The sequence below is a fragment of the Microcoleus sp. F10-B2 genome (genome assembly GCF_036704965.1).
Classification (GTDB): Bacteria; Cyanobacteriota; Cyanobacteriia; order Cyanobacteriales; family Microcoleaceae; genus Microcoleus.
In genome coordinates, this window is sequence record NZ_JAUBTB010000035.1 from 12,998 (window position 1) to 31,774 (window position 18,777).

Below are 18,777 nucleotides of genomic sequence, written 5' to 3' on the forward strand. Positions count from 1 at the left end.
TAACATTTAATCGCTATTGTTTGTAGTCAGGACTCCAGCCCTTACTGCGAAGCAGCTATATTAATCTTGAAACACCATAATACTCCCCGAATAGCAAGCTACCCAAACCTGATTAGTTTCCGGATCGTAAGTAATCCCGATCGGGCTTGAATTAACCTTCACTGTTTGCAGCACTTTCATATCGCTCGTCCTAACTTTGCTCACAGTATTCGAGAAATAGTTGACCACATAAAGCAGTTTGCCCTCATCAGAAATTGTCATGCTGCGAGGGGCTTTTCCAGTAGAAATTTTGTCCACCACTTTACCAGTTTTTAGGTCAATCTTTGCCACATTTCCTTCACCGTTTAAAGTTGCATAAAGATACTTTCCGTTGGGGTCGATCGTCAAATGACGCGGCGCATTGCCAATATTTCTCAGCCATTCTACCGAAAAGTCTATGAGATTCACTTTCGCAATGTCGGAAGAACCCATGATGGCAACATAGGCATTTTTTGAGTCGGGAGTGACAACAATACCCCGAGGATATGCACCCAGTTTTACTCGCTCGATTTCGAGATTTTTATTGATATCAACTACGCTCAAATCCCAACTGCACCAATTGCTAGCGAGCGCGAAGCGATTGTCAGGCGAAACAGCATTGAATTTCGGAACTGCACCTACAGGAATTACCTTTTCTATTTTTAAAGTTTGGGTATTGATGCGGTACAGAAAACTTTGGTCGTGTTTTGCCGCTGGAGAGCACCTGTCGGTTCCCGGATTGCTAAACCCCGAACCGTACATTTTGTAGTTGGACACATAGGCATATTTGCCATCGGTTGAAAAAGCAGCTTCTACGGGAGAGCCTTGATAATTGCCTTTGAATTTAGAAAAACCGAACTTCGACAAGTTTACTGTATCTGGAATAGTCTTGACTAATTTAAAGTTCCTGTCGTAAACTGTGATTGTGTGGCGGTACATCATGTTTTGAGCAAAAAATAAACCCGAACCCGAATAAACTATTGATTTGGGTGAAATGTTGCCGTAAATTGTTTTTTTCAAGGTCATTTTTCCTTGAGTGTTATCGGGAGGATTTACTAGCTTTGTGGCTGGCAATTCACTTTCTTGATCGTCGGAATTTTCAGTTTTAAATGGTGGCAAAGATGGCTCTTGAAATAGAGGTTCTTGGGGCTGATTTTTAGTTTGCTCTTCGAGTTCGTTTGTGTTATATGTGGGGGTAGGAGATGGCGAAGATTGATCGACATTTGGCGAAATTTTTTCCGCAGCTTCCATACTCGCGTCTTCTGGCTTATCTTTCAGTGCTGACAAGGTTTTAGGGCCAACAATTCCGTCAACTTTCAGGTTGTTGTCTGCTTGAAACTTTTTCACAGCAGCGCGGGTGAGAGAACCGTAAAATCCTGTAGCCTTACCGCCAAAATATCCTGCTGCTTGCAGAGTTTTCTGGAGGTTTGCAACTTCCGGGCCAGAATCGCCTTTTTTGAGGGCGAGTGCGGGATTGACTAAATTGAAAATTGTGAGAGCGATCGTAAAGAAAAGTAAACGAGTTGAGGCTAAATTCAGGTGCCTTTTTGAGTTGGTCGATCGAGTTTGACCCGCTGCCGTTTCCCAAGTTTCAGCTAAATGTAGGTAGGCCAGTCCGTCCATAGTTTTTACCGGGTATTTTTGGTGCTATGATACACCAGTTAATACCATTTTAGATTTTAGATTTTAGATTTTAGAGGGGAAATGACTGATGCAATATGGGTTTGCAGCTTGCCTCCAGTTGCATTCTTTTTTTTAAGTTGTATAACATTGATTAAAGGAAAAATCTTATTATAATCAAACTTAGGGTGAAATATCCTAGCAGTTTTTAGAGCAGTTTTTAATGGTGTAAGCAAGTAGGAGCGATCGACAATGTGGAGTGGGGAAAAAACAACCGCAGAATCAACGACAAAAGAATCCCGCCAGACGTTGCTGTGGGACGGTGACGGGGGACTTTGCCAGCGGGCTTGGGTAGAAATCGATTTAGCAGCTTTAACTCACAATGTAAAACATCTTAAAAAACTCTTATCTCCCCATACAGAACTGATGGCAGTTGTGAAAGCGGATGCTTACGGACACGGTGCTGTTGCCGTCAGTCAAACAGCATTGCAAGCAGGTGCTAGTTGGCTGGGAGTGGCGACAATTCCCGAAGGAATAGAGTTGCGAGAAGCTGGGATAGAAGCGCCGATTTTGTTGTTGGGGGCAACCCATACAGCCCAACAGGTAAAGGCGATCGCCCATTGGTACTTGCAGCCCACTATTTGTACTGCCAAACAAGCCCTAATTTTTTCGGAAGTTCTCGCAGGCATTAACCAATCTTTGCCGGTTCACGCTAAGTTAGATACGGGAATGTCTCGCTTGGGTACGCCCTGGCAAGAAGCAACAGAATTTGTGCAATTAGTCAAGCGGTTGCCAAATTTAAAATTAGCCAGCATTTACTCTCACTTGGCGACAGCAGACAGTCCCGATCCCGCAGTTATGAGAGAGCAGCACCAGCGGTTTAAACGGGCGATCGAGCAAATTAAAATAGCAGGAATTACCCCCCCTCGCCTCCACTTGGCAAACTCTGCTGCTGCCCTCGCTGACCCGGATTTGCACTACGATTTAGTACGAGTCGGTTTAGCTACCTACGGTCTATATCCAGCACCTCACTTGCAGTCGAGATCCAATTTGAAGCCCGCAATGCAGGTAAAAGCTAGGGTAACGCAGGTGAAAACAATTGAAGCAGGAACAGGCGTCAGTTACGGCTATCAATTTATAGCTCAGCGCCAGACACAGATTGCCGTAATTGGTATCGGCTATGCAGATGGCATTCCGCGCAATCTTTCTAATAAAATGCAGGTTTTGATCAGGGGTAAATTCGTGCGACAAGTGGGCGCGGTGACGATGGATCAGTTAATGCTGGATGTAACTGATATTCCCGATTTAGAAGTCGGTGAAGTGGTGACGCTGTTGGGCAAAGATGGGGAATATCAAATTACTGCTGACGATTGGGCCGCGACTTTAGGAACTATTTCGTGGGAAATTCTTTGCGGTTTTAAACACCGATTGCCCCGCGTAGCAGTACACTATTAACAATAGTCAGGTAGGGGCTTAAACCCCTGCCTCATAGCAAAAGTCGGTTTAAACCGACTCAAGAGTTTGAAGGATAAAATTATCGACTTTAGTTTTCTTTTAGAGGACTTCCGCTATGAGACAGGGGTTAAAAACCCCTGTCGAACTCTCGTAATAAGTGATAATACTGAGACGGCAATTCTCAATTTCCAATTCCCAATTACCAATTGATATGACATTTATTCAGACGTTTTTACCAATAGCCCAAACCTTCTATTCCCAGCTAAATGCAGAAAGAACACAAGCCTTGGAAGTAGCCCAAGAATTCTCGAAAAGATTCGTGGAATTGGGGTTTAAAATAGTACCTCAACTGCTGTGGGCGATCGGCATTTTGTTAATTACGCGATTTGCGATCAACTTTGCGGGCCGCGTGACTCGCCGTGCACTGAGTCGCACCGAAGCCACGCTGCGGAAATTCTTAGTTCAAGCTGCTGAAATTACGATTTTGGTAGTGGGAGTAGTCGCTGCTTTGAGTCAGTTGGGAATTCAAACTACCAGTGTGGTTGCGGTGGTGGGTGCCGCGGGTTTGGCCATTGGTTTGGCGTGGCAAAATACTTTGTCGCACTTTGCTGCTGGGGTAATGTTGATTAGTTTGCGGCCTTTTGAAGTGGGAGATGGGATTGAAGCTGGCGATGTTAAGGGAGTGGTGGACAGCATCGGGATTTTTTCAACCACCGTGGTGACAGACGATCGCATAAAAATTATTGTCCCGAATAATCAGTTGTTTAACGGTACACTGAAAAATACAACGGCAATGGGAACGAGGCGAGTAGACTTGAAGATTGATATTGGCGATCGGCCGATCCGTCCGACAGTAGCTGAGTTATTAGAAATTGCCCACTCCCACCCGCTGGTGCTGGAGAATCCGCCCCCGACTTGTTTGGTAGCCGAGATTACTCCCGATACAACTATTTTATCTCTCCGACCTTGGTGCGCGTCGGTGGCCTACGAACAAGTGCGATCGCAAGTTCAAGAACACGTCAAAGAAGCCATGAATGCCTACAAAAATCAAGAACAATAGATATAAATCTCAAATCTCAAATCCCAAATCGAGCCGAGGTATTTCCCATGAGTCAGTGGTATCCACAGCAAATTTTGCAAGAACCCGGTGTCAGAATCACCCCCACCGAGAAACAAACAATTCTCAGCAAATTTCCGCCTCCCGACGAAAACGGTCAAATCTATGCCGACGGTGTTTTTGAAGGCGGCGGCGTGCGCGGAGTTGCGTTTTTAGGAGCGCTCAGATGCTGTAGCGATTTGGGCATCAACTGGCGAAAATTGGCCGGCACTTCGGCAGGTGCAATTACTGCCGCAGTATTGGCAACCGACTTGTCAATTGATGATTTAGAGGAAATTTTAGGACAGCTCGATTACAGCATATTTTTAACTCAAAAAAACAGTCCTCTAATTTTAAACGGCGACCCCGCCGACGACTTGCAATCCCCAGCTTGGACGCTACTTTTTCTCACAGTTAGCCGTCAAATGGGAGAATATTCGGCGCAGCCGTTCCGGCAGTGGCTGGAAGCAATGCTCGGTCGAGGTAACTTGCACACTTTTGCCGATGTCAAACAAATCGTAAAAGACCGGGAATTAAAAGTAGTAATATCCAACCTCACTCGCGGTGAAATGTTGGTGCTTCCCGACGACTTACGACGCCAGGAATCTGCCGATTCCGATGCTTTATACCAGCAGTTGCGACTGGCAAATCCCGAAGATTTTAGCGTAGCTGAAGCTGTGCGGCTGTCGATGAGTATTCCGTTATTTTTTGAACCTGGAAAACTCGGCGATGACTTAATTGTCGATGGCGGAATTTTGAGCAATTTCCCCTTGTGGATTTATGACAAACAATCTTTCGGTTCGACTCTCGCGATGCCCCGCTGGTTTACCTTTGGATTTCGATTAGTCGATACCGGAATTGAGAGTAAAGTTAAGATTGATACTCCGCTGTCGATGCTGGCAGCGATGTTCAGAACGATGATGAAAGCAAGAGACCGCTATCACCAGCGAGAAATGGATAAGGGCAGGGTGATTAATATTGATGTGACTGAAGCTGGGGTGACGACGACGGACTTTAATCTCGATGGCGATCGCAAGGCTCACCTGTATCGCTTGGGATATTTATATACTAAGAGGTTCTTTTTGAGTTCCAATTTTAGTTGGGAGAAGCACTTGAAAGCTAGGGGCTTTGGGGAGTAGGTTTCGAGTCTGGAGTTGGGTCAGAGGCAGATATTTGGTAAAATCTGCCTTTTGCCTGCGGCGAAAAGTATACAGAGTAAGGGATTGAAGAATTTTTAAATTAGGGGTTGGCAAGAAGAGGATGTGTGTGCTATAGTTAGTTACTGTCATCTTGGAGAGGTGGCTGAGTGGTCGAAAGCGGCAGATTGCTAATCTGTTAAGGGTGTTAACATCCTTCGAGGGTTCAAATCCCTCCCTCTCCGTTTTAGAGCTTGTAGGAAAAAATTCCTTTTAATCAAACTTTTGGACGGGCTAGAAGCCCATCCCACAAGAAATTTTTGTGGGATGGGCTTCTAGCCCGTCCAAATTATTTTTGCAGTTTAAGTCTAGTCTAGCCGCAATAATCAACTACTAAGTCTAATTCAGTGTATTCATCGCTTCGACAAATTGCCGCGATATAAATGGTAAAATCTCTTCATTCTTGCTATTCTCTTTCCCCTCGGTAAATACAACCAACAAATACGGCCGCAAGCCCGATATTTCAATATAAGCAGCATCGTGACGCACTTGACTTGTCAGTCCCGCTTTTGACCACAGTTTTGCTGATTCTGGCAATCCCCCGCCTAAAAAACCTGTAACTTGATTTTCGGGATCTGCTTTTAATTCTGCGGGGTCTAAACTGCGTTTCATTAAACCCATCATTTCTTGCGATGCTTTGGCAGAAACAGCTACGCCGCCGATTATACTGTGCAGCAAACGCGCCGCTGCATTTGTCGTCAGCATATTTCTATTTTCCATTAATTCTCCCAGAACTGCTCGCTCGCGACCGTAGGGGCCGTCACACCAGGTTTTTTGATTGACGTTAATATTTTGTAATTCCGGCCAATCTAATGATTGAAAGTAACGGTTGACGATGTTTCGCTGCTGTTTCCAAGTTTCAAAGGGGCCTGGTGATAATTCTGGGCCGCTGGTAGTGCCGGTGAGGGCATCTACTACTAAACCGGTGGCGTCGTTGCTAGAATCAACTATCATATCTCGGACGGCGCGTTCTAATTCTGGCGATGTTTGAATCATGCCTTTTTGCGCCCACTCCCAGATGGCAACGAGGTAGAATAATTTGACGATGCTGGCTGGATAAATTCGTTCGGAAGCCCGGTTGCTAAAACCTCGCGGTTGATATTTCCAAAATTCTTCTGCACTCAGGGCTCCGCCTGTATTGACTCGCACCGGCGGATCGTAGACTATCCAGGTAATGGCTGTACGATCGCCGCTTAATCCTGTAAATTCTGCTTTGGCTGCCTCTATAATGCTACTGCCGAGGGTTTCTAATTGTTCGTCTTTGTGGAAAAATGTCATGGTTAATGGCTGACGGTTAACGGTTAACGGCTAACTAATGGCAATCTATCGTTAAATGCGAACAATTAACAGCAAACAATTAGCAATTAGCAATGGCCAATTATCAATTATCTGATGTTGTGGAGTACCGGGCCCGATCGCACATAAATATTTACGATTCCCCAAAGTGCGATCGATTGGCAACTCAAGCAGCGCTGGGGCGACATTTGCGAGTAGTTGACCCCCCCCAGCTTATCAAGGGGGCGAGAAATGGCATAGACTCGGTTGTTCAGGGGGATACAACCGCTGTGATGGTGCGGCTGTGCGAAGATGATTATCCGGGATGGCTGGATATTCGAGATGTTGAGTTGCTCGACCCGACAGAAACAGTGTATCATCCTCTGGTGCTTTCTCAGGCCCAAATCAAGGAAAAATTACCAATTGTAATGACTTTCGCTCGCGAGGCTATGCACCAATCCAATTATTATCTTTGGGGCGGTACTGTCGGGCCGAATTATGATTGTTCTGGCTTGATGCAAGCTGCTTTTGTTGCTGCGGGCATCTGGTTGCCGAGGGATGCTTATCAGCAGGAAGCTTTTACTAAACCTGTTAGGATCACTGATTTAGAACCGGGGGATTTAGTATTTTTTGGTACGCCGGAAAAAGCAACTCATGTAGGATTATATCTCGGAGATAATCGCTACATTCACAGTTCGGGAAAAGCACAAGGTCGCAACGGTATCGGTATCGATGTTTTATCGGAGGATGGGGATCTAGTCAGTCAAGCTTATTACCAGCAATTGCGGGGATATGGTAAAGTTGTGGCAAGTTATCAACCTAGTTAGTTTAGGGCTTATGCACTACGAACCAAGAAACCGGGTTGTTCACCGAGATTCAGGGTTTTAACGAATTATTTTTCTAAAAAACCCGGTTTCTGGCCACCCGTGCTTCTATGACTATAGTTGTTAACTGCTGACAAATGACAAATGACAAATGACTAATGACTAATGACTAATGATTACTAATGTTATCGAATAAATAAATGGACGCTGCATTATTTTTGGAAAAATTGGCTGCACAGCAAGCTGAGGCTGAGGTTGTTCTGGACGTTTCGGTGGTGGTGCCGGTGTATAATGAGGTGGAAAGTTTGCCTCATTTAATTGAGGCGATCGCCTCTTCTATCCAACCATCTGGACTCAGCTATCAAATTATTTGTGTAGATGACGGTTCTAAGGACGGTTCTGGTGAACTTCTCCAGCAGTTAGCCAGCAGTCGCGATGACCTTTGTGCTGTAATTTTGCGCCGCAATTACGGACAAACTGCTGCCATGTCCGCAGGTTTCGATCGCGCTCGCGGCCGTGCTATTGTGACGCTAGACGGCGATTTGCAAAATGACCCGGCTGATATTCCGCTATTGTTGGCAAAATTAGATGAAGGCTACGATTTAGTTAGCGGCTGGCGGAAAAATAGGCAGGATAATACTATCAGCCGGTTGATTCCTTCTAAAATTGCGAACTGGTTAATTGGTCGCGTTACAGGCGTAACTTTGCACGACTACGGCTGTTCTTTGAAAGCTTATAAATCCGAGTTGGTAGCCGACTTGAATCTCTACGGGGAATTGCACCGCTTTTTGCCGGCGTTGGCGTTTATTGAAGGGGCGAGAATTGCAGAACTGCCGGTGCGACACCACGCCCGCCGTTTCGGTCAAAGTAAGTACGGGATTTGGCGGACTTTTCGGGTGTTAATGGATTTGTTAACTATTTCTTTTATGAAAAAGTTCCTGACTCGACCGATGCACGTTTTTGGACTTTTGGGACTGAGTTCTATGACGTTGGGAACGGTTTTAGGGATTTATTTGACTTTTCTGAAATTGGCTTTTGGTCAAAGTATTGGCAATCGTCCTTTGCTGATTTTGGCTGTGGTTTTGCTGTTAACTGGCGTGCAGTTATTTTGTTTTGGTTTGCTGGCGGAAGTGATGATGCGGACTTATCACGAGTCCCAGGGAAAACCGATTTATCGGGTGCGCGAGGTGTTTGGTTCTAAGTAAACGATTCACAACTTACGCAGGATTAGAGTCGAGAGGGTCATCACTACCGTATCTCTCCTTCAGAACGGAGGCTCCTCGATATCTCGACCCTGGTTATGGGTAAGATTTCAGCCTTCGATCGTTCGCTGTCTTTGTGTTGTAGGTTATCGGTTGCCGTCGCGAGAGTATGTTACTGTATAGAATAGGCAATGTCAGGAACAATCGCGATGAATGAAGAGGAGAAAGAAAGCGAAACCCCAACTTCTTACCACTATGTAACAGACCCTGAAAAATGCTATAAAATCCAAGAGAAGTACGGATGGGAGTTATTGGGATATGAGGAAGTCGGCGGGGATATTCTCAAGGTGAAGTGCATTTATGAAGGGGAAACTCAGTTTCCAAGTTATTTCTCAGAGGATGATTGACTATGCGGAAATATATCATTTTTCAAACATCACCGACCGATGAAGGATGGGAATTGAGAAAATTAGCTCACACGGGTTTTTTAACAAGAATTCTGGCAGAACATTATGCTCCTGCTAGCCGTCCATCCCCAAAACCGGGATACCGACTGAGGGAATATCACAGGGTTTCTGAATCCGCCAATCCAGATTTTCCTAAAGAAACTACCCACAGCCGCATAGGGGATTGGGAAGTTAGTAGAGTTGAAGAATATGCTCCCACTATTCCTGGTAGTGACTATGATATTGTTGTGATTTGCTATTGCAAGTTTGCACCGATTGAGTCGGTTTTAGAGCCGTTGCTTCAAGCGCAAGTTACCGCAGATTCTTTTGGAGGAAATGAGGAAGAGTACCAGGAATATCGGAAGCGAACTGCCACTCAAGTTGAGGTTAGATAATAATTAGTCCAGGGATGGCATCTTCTTGCAATAATTTACCTTCACAGTTAAAAATCTCCCACTCAACTTCATAATAAGAGAAAACCTAAAGGAAAAGTTTTGAGTTTTAAGTTAAATAATTCAAAACTCAAAACTCAAAACTATTTTCTAACTCATTACTTTTTGTGCTTGTCGCAGAGATGTAATAGTTGCGATCGCGTGTTGGGAAACTGCGTCTATTTCTGCTTCGGTATTGAACCGGCCAATACCAAACCGAATTGAAGCATAAGCTAATTTGTCCGATCGCCCGATCGCAGCTAAAACATGAGATGGAGATATTTTCGCCGAAGTGCAAGCAGATCCCGAAGAAACTGCCGCCGCCGGTTGCAAGCCCAACATCAACGCTTGACCGTCAACGCCACCTACACTAATATTCAGATTCCCCGGCAATCTCTTCGTAGCGTGACCGTTGAGAACAACATCGCCCAATTCACTCAAATTTTCCCACAAACGCTGCCGCAAATTAACCACTCGTTCTGTTTCCGACTCCATTTCTGCAATTGCTAATTCTACTGCTTTGGCAAACCCAACTATTTGCGGTGGGTAGAGAGTTCCCGATCGCATTCCCCGTTCGTGGCCTCCTCCGTGCATTTGCGGCGCTAGCTGCACTCTCGGTTTGTTGCGGCGCACGTAAAGAGCACCGATGCCTTTTGGCCCGTAAATTTTGTGGGCTGTCAAGGACATTAGATCGATATTCATCTCCTCTACGTCGAGGGGAATTTTGCCGATCGCCTGCGCGGCATCTGTGTGAAAAAGAATCTCATTTCCGCGACAAATTGCTGCAATTTCTGCGATCGGCTGGATGACGCCAATCTCATTATTAGCCGTCATCACTGAAACCAAAATTGTCTCTGCCCGAATCGCTTTGATCAAATCGCCTATATCAATCAATCCGTCGCTTTTCACCGGTAAAACAGTAATGTCAAACCCCAATTTTTGCAAATAGGTACAGGGGTCAAGAATTGCATTGTGTTCGGTTTTTACTGTGATAATGTGCTTTCCTTTGCTGAAATAAGCTTCGGCGATGCCTTTAATCGCTAAGTTATTTGCTTCGGTTGCGCCGCTGGTAAAAACAATTTCTTCAGGCGAGGCGTTAATCGCTTCTGCTATGATTTGTCGTGACTGTTTTACCGCTGCTTCTGCTTCCCAGCCGTAGACGTGGTTGATACTGGCTGCGTTGCCGAATTGTTCGGTGAAATACGGCAGCATCGCATCAAGTACCCGTTTGTCTACGGGGGTTGTGGCGTGGTTGTCGAGGTAGATAGGACGTGCGGACATAGTGCAGTTTTGGTTGAAAAAAATGTTAGGTTTATTGTAGACGAGCCCCTTGTTCTACTACAAAACTTTATAATTAACAAATATTTGTGAAGATTTATGCGAGCTGACATTCAGGGATTACAAATTACTGTCGGCGAGATCAAGCACCTCACCGGCGCGGGGCCCGATCGCGTATACCGACCGGCGAGTGCTACTAAGTTTGCCCGCGAAGTTCTCAAAACAGTCGGTTTAATTGTTTTGGTTCTCATCAGTTGTTGGCTGCTGGTTGCGATATTTCCTAGGGCGTATGTGTTGTGGCTAGCCCTCCACCTCGCTGCCATCCTCGGTTTAATCTTTGAGGATGCGTGGAAAATTCGGTGCAGCCGCCAAAACCAACATTTAATCAATCTTTTTGATGATGTCGATCGCTATAACGGTATAATCAAAGCGATTGAAATTAATGACAAGATAGAAGATGCCGGCAATGTGGAAGTCAAAATCGGCGATCGGGCCAAAGTAATTCAAGCTTTGCAGCTAATCAGAGACGATTTAGTTCGAGCTTTGAAAACCGAAAGAATTCTTAGGGAAAACAAAAAATTTGTCGCTACTAACTCCGAATTGTTTGCCAATAACTTAAGAAATTTGAATGCCCTGCAAATTAGCGATCGAGCTAGCGAACAAGGGCGATTGCTCAACGAAGCTTTGCAGGTAGCCGTGGGAGTTCAAGCAGAAATGAAAAAGTTACAAGATCGAAACGCTGCTAATTTTAAAAATGGCAAAACTTAGTAGCGTGCACGGCTGCGTGCGCCTCTTACCCAGTAGCAATATGCAGCTTACTGAACCGATCTAACTCAAACACATTCTCCAAATTATAAGTTATGATAATTCCGAAAAAAATATCATAACTATTGTAAATTTTTTCCTGTTACGTAACAGGTAAGGATATCTTGGAATGGTGACGTTAACAACCAGGTCAGTATGTCTTCTGTTAAACCCAAGATTATAGTTCTCGACGACGATCCGACTGGTTCTCAAACCGTGCACAGTTGCTTACTGCTGACACGTTGGGACGAAGACACCCTGCGTTTGGGGCTGCGGGACAAGTGCCCGATTTTCTTCATACTGACAAATACTCGATCGCTAACTCCCGAAAAAGCAGCCTCCGTCACCCGCGAAGTGTGCCAAAATCTCAAAAAGGCGATCGCTAGCGAAAAAATCGAAGACTTCCTAATAGTTAGCCGTTCCGATTCTACCCTGCGCGGCCACTATCCCATCGAAACCGACGCGATCGCCGAAGAACTTGGCCCCTTCGACGCTCATTTTTTAATTCCCGCCTTTTTTGAAGGAGGCAGAATTACCCGCCACAGCGTGCATTACCTAATGGTTAACAGCGTCGCAACGCCTGTTCACCAAACCGAATTTGCCAAAGATTCAGTCTTCGGCTACAGTCACAGTTACCTGCCAGACTACGTAGAAGAAAAAACCAAAGGTCGCATCCCCGCTGATGCAGTCGATCGCATTTTACTTGCAGACATCCGCTACGGAAGTTTAGATCGACTGATGGAGATGAAAGACAACCAATGTGCAGTTGTTGACGGCGAAAGCCAAGGCGATTTAGACACATTTGCCAAACACATTCTCGCTGCTGCCAGTCAAGGCAAAAAGTTTTTATTCCGCAGCGGGGCGAGTATTTTAACGTCCTTAGCTGACCTCGGCCCGCAGCCAGTAGCAGCCGACGAAATGGCAAAATACGTGAGGAACGGCAAACCCGGTGCAGTAATAGTTGGTTCCCACGTTAAGAAAACTACTGAACAATTGGAGCGCTTGTTAAAAGAACCCAATACAGTTAGCATTGAAATAGATGTATCTCACTTGTTAGAAGATTCACCAGAGTATCGCACCCAAATACTCGATGAAATTCTCGAAAAAGTCCGCACTGCTCATGCCGATGGCAAAACGCCTGTAATTTATACCAGCCGCCAGGAACTACAATTTGACAATGCAGAAATCAGGTTAAAATTTGGAGAGGCGGTTTCTGCTTTATTGATGGATATCGTGCGCGGACTGCCTGCCGAGATCGGGTTTTTGATTAGCAAGGGCGGCATTACTTCTAATGATGTTTTGAGTACAGGTTTGTCGCTGAAAAGTGTCAGGCAAATCGGTCAAATTATCGCAGGTTGTTCGGTGGTAAAAACCGAGGCAGAGCATCTTCTGTTTCCCAATTTGCCAGTTGTGTTGTTTCCGGGAAATGTGGGGGATAGCCATGCTTTGGCTACTGTTTACAAGCGGCTGAGCAAGTAGTATAGCTAGTTGAATCGCAGATTAACGCAGATGAATTTAGCTTTTACAGGACTTACGCACTCCGACCAAAGAAACCGGGTTTTTTTACGAAAATACTTCGCTTCCGCCCGCAGATTCGGAAAAAACCCGGTTTCTGCACCCACCTGCGTAAATCCTATTTTAGTCAGGGAGGAGAAGGTTCATCTGCGGTTAATCAATTGGTTTCTTTCGCTCGATCGAACTTTATGGCAACTGCCACTGCACGACCACTTCAAAAAAAATCTCTCGCCTACTTTTTCCTTGCCAAATCGACCGAACTATGATATGATAGAAAGTCTGTCTGTAACTAAAGCCGATAGCCAAACTTAAAAATCGCGTCATCGTTAGGTACTCTCAAAAAAATTAGATTTCTCAAAAATAGTTACCTCCGAACTCTACATATAGAGCCAACAGCACCAGAGCTACTGCTATCAGTAGCGTTTCCAGCTTGTACCCGCCTAAATTTTCAAATAAAGTAGAAATTTTCAGATAGTAATTTTCAGCTCAAAGGATTAGCATATAAGGGTGACAGAACATTATCATCCCCTAAACTCATTAAAAGATGGCCATTGGTTCAAGCTGATCTGTGGGGCGAGCTTTCAACACCTGCCTGCTGTACGGAATCTCACCTTGGCTTACACCTTAGCAGGCGCTGACTGTATCGATGTCGCGGCAGATCCCGCCGCCGTCGCAGCAGCGAAAGAAGCCCTACAAGTGGCCAGCGAATTACAGGCAAGAACTCACAACCGCAGGTTTGGCGGCAAAGGGTTGCCGTTGCTGATGGTGAGTTTAAACGATGGGGAAGACCCGCATTTTCGCAAAGCCGAATTCAACCCAGCCGATTGTCCGGCGGACTGCTGGCGGCCGTGCGAAAAAATATGTCCAGCCGAAGCAATAGTTTTTCAGAGTGCTGGCAGTGGTTTTTCCGGGGTGATAGACCAGCAATGCTATGGCTGCGGTCGCTGTCTGCCGATTTGTCCGAGCCAACTGATTTATACTCGTTCTTACGTGTCTGCTCCCGCCGCGATCGCACCTTTAATCTTGCAATCCGGTGCCGACGCCCTAGAAATCCACACGCAAGTAGGCAGAGAGGCAGATTTTGCCCGACTTTGGTCGAGCATAGCTCCCTGGGTCGATCGACTCAAGGTAATAGCAATTAGTTGCCCCGATGGAGACGGTTTGATTGATTATTTGCGGACACTCTATCAAATAATTTCCCCCCTTCCTTGTCCGCTAATTTGGCAAACCGACGGTAGGCCGATGAGCGGAGATATCGGAACAGGAACTACTAGAGCTGCAGTCAAACTCGGTCAAAAAGTTTTGGCGGCCCAGTTGCCGGGATACGTGCAACTTGCAGGCGGCACTAATGCTCACACTGTCAGCAAATTGAGAGCCGAGGGACTGATTGGGGAGCATGGGAAAAATTTGTCAATTCCTGATGCCCCAAAAATTGCAGGTATAGCTTACGGCAGCTATGCCAGGGTTTTGCTATCGCCAATTTTAGAACAATTAGAAACAATGCAGACCGATCGAGCCTATGCCGTTCCGGTGGCAGTGGCGCGGCCAGCAGCCGAAGTTCAAACATCTCGGCTACCTCAGCTCGAAGCCGTCCCAGAACTTCTCTCGGAGGCCGTGAGTTTAGCTTGTTCTCTAGTTTCCCAGCTCAAAGAATTTTAGTCATTAGTCATTAGTCATTAGTCATTAGTCATTAGTTACAAGTAAAAAACAACTGGCAACTGGCAACTGACAACTGACAAGTGACTAAAAAGTTGAAAAAGTCACCGAACACATCGAGGCGAATGCAGATTACAGACGACCTCAACAGATTATTAGACATCGTGCCAGATGAGATCCGGCAGCCCTTAGAGCAGCACCCGCAGCGCAACAATCTCATTGAGATTGTCATGGATTTGGGCCGCCAACCAGAAGCTCGTTTTCCATCCTTGGCCGAACCTCTTTCTCAAACGCCAGTTTCCAAGGCAGACCTCAACTATTGCATCGAGCGAGTCGGCCACTTCGGCGGCGACAATCGAGCCGGTATCGAGCAAACCCTGCACCGAATTAGCGCCCTTCGCAACCGCAGCGGCGAGATTATCGGCTTGACTTTGAGGGTGGGCCGCGCTGTGTTCGGGACGATCGGCATTATCCGCGATTTGGTGGAAACCGGTCAGTCAATTTTGATGCTCGGCCGCCCTGGGGTTGGCAAAACCACTGCCCTGCGGGAAATTGCCCGCGTGCTCGCCGATGACTTGGAAAAACGGGTGGTAATCATCGACACCTCCAACGAAATTGCCGGAGATGGAGATATTCCCCACCCAGCGATCGGCAGAGCTCGCAGAATGCAAGTTTCCCGTCCCGAACTCCAGCACCAAGTCATGATCGAAGCAGTGGAAAACCATATGCCGCAAGTGATCGTGATTGACGAAATCGGCACGGAACTCGAAGCTTTGGCGGCTCGGACGATCGCCGAAAGGGGGGTGCAGTTGGTCGGTACCGCCCACGGGAACCGGCTCGAAAACTTGATGAAAAACCCGACTCTGGCAGATTTAATTGGGGGCATCCAAGCGGTGACGCTGGGAGATGACGAAGCAAGGCGCCGCGGTTCTCAAAAGACGGTTTTGGAGCGCAAATCACCGCCAACTTTTGAAATAGCCGTCGAAATGCTGGAACGCCAGCGCTGGGTAATCCACGAGCGAGTTGCAGATTCGATCGACACTCTGCTGCGGGGACGGGAACCCAACCAGCAAATCAGAAGCGTTAGCGAGACAGGAGAAGTAATTATCGAGCAGGAGTCGGCAACTCCCCCCGCCCGGTTTCCGGGAATCGCAGCTTCCGGCAGCACGGCTGCGGTATCGGCAATCCGGCCCGTCACACCGATCTCTGGGTGGCGGAGTGCTGGCAAAATGGTGCCTATGCCCGCTCCCAGCGAGAACTTCGCTGCTAAAAGCGCGCCGGTTTCTGAGACTCGGTATTTCGAGCAACTGCTCGAAGAATCCCTGTCCGTCGAGCCGGTACCTAAGCCGGGACGTTTTTCCCAAAATGTCGGCCCTAACGGCGAAGATTTGCCCCTCCACGTTTATCCTTACGGCATAGCTCGCCACCAGCTCGAACAGGTGATTTCGACGCTGAACCTGCCGGTACTGCTGACAAAGGATATTGAGAGTGCTGACGTGGTTTTGGCTTTGCGATCGAACGTTCGGAACCAGTCGAAATTGAGGCACTTGGCCAAAACTCGCCAAGTTCCCCTGCACACAATTAAGGCCGGCACTATTCCCCACGTAGCGAGAGCTTTGCGGCGCCTGTTGGACATGGATGACCCGGGCACCCCGGAAGTGGCAGACCTCGCCTTATTCGCCCGCAGCGGTTCTTCTGACGAGCTCGAAGCTCTCGAAGAAACCCGCTTGGCAGTCGAGCAAATTGTCATTCCCAAGGGACAGCCGGTGGAACTCCTGCCCCGTTCTCCCAACGTCCGCAAAATGCAGCACGAACTTGTGGAACACTATCACCTGAAATCCCACAGTTTTGGGGAAGAACCCAATCGCCGCTTGCGGATATATCCAGCTTAAAGTTGGAGATTTGTGCCTTTGAAGGCAGAAGGTAGAAGGTAGAAGGGATAATTTTTTCCTGGCTTCTATCTTTTACCTTTTGCCTTTTTCCTTTAAGTAGCTGGCAAGTTTCTGATATGATGTTCTGTGACAGTGTTCTTGTTAAGGCGATCGGCTAAATTCCCAATTTCTAATTTCCAATTCCCCAATTTCCAATTACCAATACTTCGACTACACGAGCTTACAACTTCCCCAATTCCCAATAGTTCGGCTACGCACTTCCCTTCGGCTCCCTTCGGCTTCGCGAACGGACGACCCGCAGCCTAGGAGCTATCCTCAGCACAAACTCAGCACCAGATCGGTAAAAGTTGCCACTTGCCAAATTATCAAATTAATCTACCTTAGTGGACATGAATGATTCCATAGTTCAGCTATTTATCAACTTAATTACTGCGGAGATTGGTGTGCGAATTAGGTCCCAAGATCGAGCTGGTTTGTCTCATAAAATTATGACTCGAATGATAGCAAAAAAAATCGCCGAACCCGAAAACTATTATAAACTTTTAACCGCCAAAAATTTTGAAAGTAAAAATGAATGGGCAGAATTAGTATTGCTATTAACAACTATTGAAAGTTATTTCATGCGAGATCAAGGACAGTTTGCTCTGTTGAAAAGAGTAATTTTTCCTGAATTGATAGAGCAGAAAAGAAACTTGCACAAGACGTTGGGAATGCAGCCGACACTGCGAATCTGGAGTGCGGGCTGCTCCACCGGTGAAGAACCTTATTCTTTAGCTATTGTTTTAAAAGAGTTGATTCCCGATTGGGAACAATGGAAAATATTAATTTTAGGTACAGATATCAATGAAAAAGTAATCAAAAAAGCGCCCCAAGGAGTTTACAGTGATTGGTCGTTTCGCTTGGTTGACCCGCAGATACAAAAGCAGTATTTTCATCAGAGGCAAAATCATTGGGAAATTAATCTAGAATTGCGCGAAAGTGTCAATTTTAGCTGTTTAAATTTAATCACACATGAGTTTCCTAATATTTACAAAAATATTTATAACATAGACTTAATTTTGTGTAGAAACGTTTTTGTGTATTTTGAACATAAGTATATTTCACTGGTACTGAAAAAATTTTCCAAGACCCTGAGACCTGGAGGATATTTAATGACCGGTCACGCTGAAGTTTACGGTCAAATTATGAACGAGTTTGAACCCAAGATTTTCCCGGAGTCGGTGGTGTATCAGCGTCGGGATGGAGTACCGGAGGAAGGGTGTCAAATAGAGTCTAGGGTTGGGACGGTAGGGGAAGCCAACTCGGCATTTCGGGAATTCCCGAAAGCAGATACTATGGGCGATGATAGTGGTGAGTTGCTAACAGGGGAAACGATGCCACCTCGTTTTACTACTAATAGCAATTTTCCAGAGATAGAGATGCCTCCGGTATTAAAAATAAGTAATCCGCTGGGGAATATGCAGCCCTCTCGCTATCTGGAGGAGGGCTTACCGAACAATGCCGTGTCATTTACACAAAAAATACTAGCAGAAAATACTCAAAATCAAACGCCTCAAATGCTAATTTTAGAGGCTAAAAAATTATTTAAAAATAAAGACTATGCTGAGGCAATCAACAAGGCAAAAGAGGCAATAGACTTGCACGGGCATAATTTTGATGCTTATTTTTTAATCGCTCAAGTTCAGGCAAATGCCGGCAATTATTCTCAGGCAATAGAATACTGTAATCGAGCTAGGAAAGTAGAACCTGGATCGGTATATACTGATTATTTACAAGCTCAAATTGCTGAAGAACAGGGGCAATTGGAAACAGCCAAAAAATTATTAAAGAGGACTATTTATATGTGCCCATCTTTTGTTTCAGCTTATATAGATCTAGGGAATATATACAATAAAGAAGGTCAAGGAAAAAGAGCTCTTAAAATGTACAATTCATCTTGTGAAATTCTGAAAGCACTACCGCCAAACACTCCCATAGATTCACAGGGTAAAATGACAGCGAGTCAAGTGCTGATGAATGTAAAAAAAAAATTGTTACAATTATACAGTAAAGAAACTGTACGCTAAAAT

General features: G+C 45.8%; 15 protein-coding genes and 1 tRNA gene. 13 read left to right on the forward strand and 3 right to left on the reverse strand.

What is annotated here, in order from left to right:
* Positions 1-60 precede the first annotated feature (60 nt).
* A complete protein-coding gene (locus tag QUA99_RS15330) occupies positions 61-1,641 on the reverse strand; it encodes a peptidoglycan-binding protein (protein WP_333238116.1) in 1,581 nt (526 codons plus the stop codon).
* A gap of 249 nt (positions 1,642-1,890) precedes the next feature.
* On the opposite strand from QUA99_RS15330, the gene alr reads away from it, so the two are divergent.
* From alr to QUA99_RS15350, 4 genes are all read left to right on the forward strand, one after another.
* Entirely contained in the window at positions 1,891-3,093 is a 1,203-nt protein-coding gene (gene alr, locus QUA99_RS15335) for an alanine racemase (RefSeq protein WP_333238118.1), read from the forward strand.
* A 211-nt stretch (positions 3,094-3,304) separates the two neighbouring features.
* The gene (locus QUA99_RS15340) at positions 3,305-4,153 is read left to right on the forward strand and encodes a mechanosensitive ion channel family protein (RefSeq protein WP_333238120.1); all 849 of its coding nucleotides are present in this window, start codon (positions 3,305-3,307) and stop codon (positions 4,151-4,153) included.
* 47 nt (positions 4,154-4,200) lie between these two features.
* Positions 4,201-5,328 carry a patatin-like phospholipase family protein gene (locus QUA99_RS15345; RefSeq protein WP_333238123.1) on the forward strand — a complete coding sequence of 376 codons (1,128 nt, stop codon included), beginning with the start codon at positions 4,201-4,203 and terminating at the stop codon, positions 5,326-5,328.
* Positions 5,329-5,481: 153 nt separating this feature from the next.
* Positions 5,482-5,570, forward strand: a tRNA-Ser gene (locus tag QUA99_RS15350).
* Positions 5,571-5,724: 154 nt separating this feature from the next.
* On the opposite strand, the gene QUA99_RS15355 is transcribed toward QUA99_RS15350, so the two are convergent.
* The gene (locus tag QUA99_RS15355; RefSeq protein WP_333238126.1) at positions 5,725-6,663 is read right to left on the reverse strand and encodes a serine hydrolase; all 939 of its coding nucleotides are present in this window, start codon (positions 6,661-6,663) and stop codon (positions 5,725-5,727) included.
* A 92-nt stretch (positions 6,664-6,755) separates the two neighbouring features.
* Here QUA99_RS15355 and QUA99_RS15360 point away from each other — a divergent pair, with 92 nt between their 5' ends.
* The 4 genes from QUA99_RS15360 (at position 6,756) to QUA99_RS15375 (ending at position 9,527) form a co-directional block, all read left to right on the forward strand.
* Positions 6,756-7,487 (forward strand): C40 family peptidase, encoded by a 732-nt coding sequence (locus tag QUA99_RS15360; protein WP_333238129.1) that lies wholly within the window; start codon positions 6,756-6,758, stop codon positions 7,485-7,487.
* A gap of 197 nt (positions 7,488-7,684) precedes the next feature.
* Positions 7,685-8,689: a glycosyltransferase family 2 protein gene (locus tag QUA99_RS15365; protein WP_333238131.1), complete on the forward strand. Its 1,005-nt coding sequence runs from the start codon at positions 7,685-7,687 to the stop codon at positions 8,687-8,689.
* A 188-nt stretch (positions 8,690-8,877) separates the two neighbouring features.
* Positions 8,878-9,093 carry a hypothetical protein gene (locus tag QUA99_RS15370; RefSeq protein WP_333238134.1) on the forward strand — a complete coding sequence of 72 codons (216 nt, stop codon included), beginning with the start codon at positions 8,878-8,880 and terminating at the stop codon, positions 9,091-9,093.
* A gap of 2 nt (positions 9,094-9,095) precedes the next feature.
* Positions 9,096-9,527: a hypothetical protein gene (locus tag QUA99_RS15375; RefSeq protein ID WP_333238136.1), complete on the forward strand. Its 432-nt coding sequence runs from the start codon at positions 9,096-9,098 to the stop codon at positions 9,525-9,527.
* 147 nt (positions 9,528-9,674) lie between these two features.
* Here QUA99_RS15375 and QUA99_RS15380 read toward each other — a convergent pair whose 3' ends face one another.
* Complete coding sequence (locus tag QUA99_RS15380) at positions 9,675-10,844, reverse strand: IscS subfamily cysteine desulfurase (protein WP_333238139.1); 1,170 nt, start codon at positions 10,842-10,844, stop codon at positions 9,675-9,677.
* Positions 10,845-10,940: 96 nt separating this feature from the next.
* On the opposite strand from QUA99_RS15380, the gene QUA99_RS15385 reads away from it, so the two are divergent.
* The 5 genes from QUA99_RS15385 to QUA99_RS15405 all read left to right on the forward strand — a co-directional run bounded on the left by QUA99_RS15385 (position 10,941) and on the right by QUA99_RS15405 (position 18,774).
* Positions 10,941-11,609 (forward strand): hypothetical protein, encoded by a 669-nt coding sequence (locus QUA99_RS15385; RefSeq protein ID WP_333238142.1) that lies wholly within the window; start codon positions 10,941-10,943, stop codon positions 11,607-11,609.
* Between the two features lie 192 nt (positions 11,610-11,801).
* Positions 11,802-13,124 (forward strand): four-carbon acid sugar kinase family protein, encoded by a 1,323-nt coding sequence (locus QUA99_RS15390; RefSeq protein WP_333238144.1) that lies wholly within the window; start codon positions 11,802-11,804, stop codon positions 13,122-13,124.
* 543 nt (positions 13,125-13,667) lie between these two features.
* Positions 13,668-14,819: a circadian clock protein LdpA gene (gene ldpA, locus QUA99_RS15395; protein WP_333238147.1), complete on the forward strand. Its 1,152-nt coding sequence runs from the start codon at positions 13,668-13,670 to the stop codon at positions 14,817-14,819.
* Between the two features lie 122 nt (positions 14,820-14,941).
* The gene (locus QUA99_RS15400; protein WP_333238149.1) at positions 14,942-16,708 is read left to right on the forward strand and encodes a R3H domain-containing nucleic acid-binding protein; all 1,767 of its coding nucleotides are present in this window, start codon (positions 14,942-14,944) and stop codon (positions 16,706-16,708) included.
* A 389-nt stretch (positions 16,709-17,097) separates the two neighbouring features.
* On the forward strand, positions 17,098-18,774 hold the full coding sequence (locus tag QUA99_RS15405) for a CheR family methyltransferase (RefSeq protein WP_333460370.1): 1,677 nt from the start codon (positions 17,098-17,100) through the stop codon (positions 18,772-18,774).
* Positions 18,775-18,777: the final 3 nt, after the last annotated feature.

Coding starts and splice junctions, on each gene's coding strand:
- QUA99_RS15345 (WP_333238123.1), top strand. CDS start 4,201: ATGAGTCAGTGGTATCCACAGCAAATTTTGCAAGAACCCGGTGTCAGA.
- QUA99_RS15390 (WP_333238144.1), top strand. CDS start 11,802: ATGTCTTCTGTTAAACCCAAGATTATAGTTCTCGACGACGATCCGACT.
- QUA99_RS15340 (WP_333238120.1), top strand. CDS start 3,305: ATGACATTTATTCAGACGTTTTTACCAATAGCCCAAACCTTCTATTCC.
- QUA99_RS15330 (WP_333238116.1), bottom strand. CDS start 1,641: ATGGACGGACTGGCCTACCTACATTTAGCTGAAACTTGGGAAACGGCA.
- QUA99_RS15370 (WP_333238134.1), top strand. CDS start 8,878: ATGTCAGGAACAATCGCGATGAATGAAGAGGAGAAAGAAAGCGAAACC.
- QUA99_RS15355 (WP_333238126.1), bottom strand. CDS start 6,663: ATGACATTTTTCCACAAAGACGAACAATTAGAAACCCTCGGCAGTAGC.
- QUA99_RS15405 (WP_333460370.1), top strand. CDS start 17,098: ATGAATGATTCCATAGTTCAGCTATTTATCAACTTAATTACTGCGGAG.
- alr (WP_333238118.1), top strand. CDS start 1,891: ATGTGGAGTGGGGAAAAAACAACCGCAGAATCAACGACAAAAGAATCC.
- QUA99_RS15365 (WP_333238131.1), top strand. CDS start 7,685: ATGGACGCTGCATTATTTTTGGAAAAATTGGCTGCACAGCAAGCTGAG.
- QUA99_RS15375 (WP_333238136.1), top strand. CDS start 9,096: ATGCGGAAATATATCATTTTTCAAACATCACCGACCGATGAAGGATGG.
- QUA99_RS15385 (WP_333238142.1), top strand. CDS start 10,941: ATGCGAGCTGACATTCAGGGATTACAAATTACTGTCGGCGAGATCAAG.
- QUA99_RS15400 (WP_333238149.1), top strand. CDS start 14,942: ATGCAGATTACAGACGACCTCAACAGATTATTAGACATCGTGCCAGAT.
- QUA99_RS15360 (WP_333238129.1), top strand. CDS start 6,756: ATGGCCAATTATCAATTATCTGATGTTGTGGAGTACCGGGCCCGATCG.
- QUA99_RS15380 (WP_333238139.1), bottom strand. CDS start 10,844: ATGTCCGCACGTCCTATCTACCTCGACAACCACGCCACAACCCCCGTA.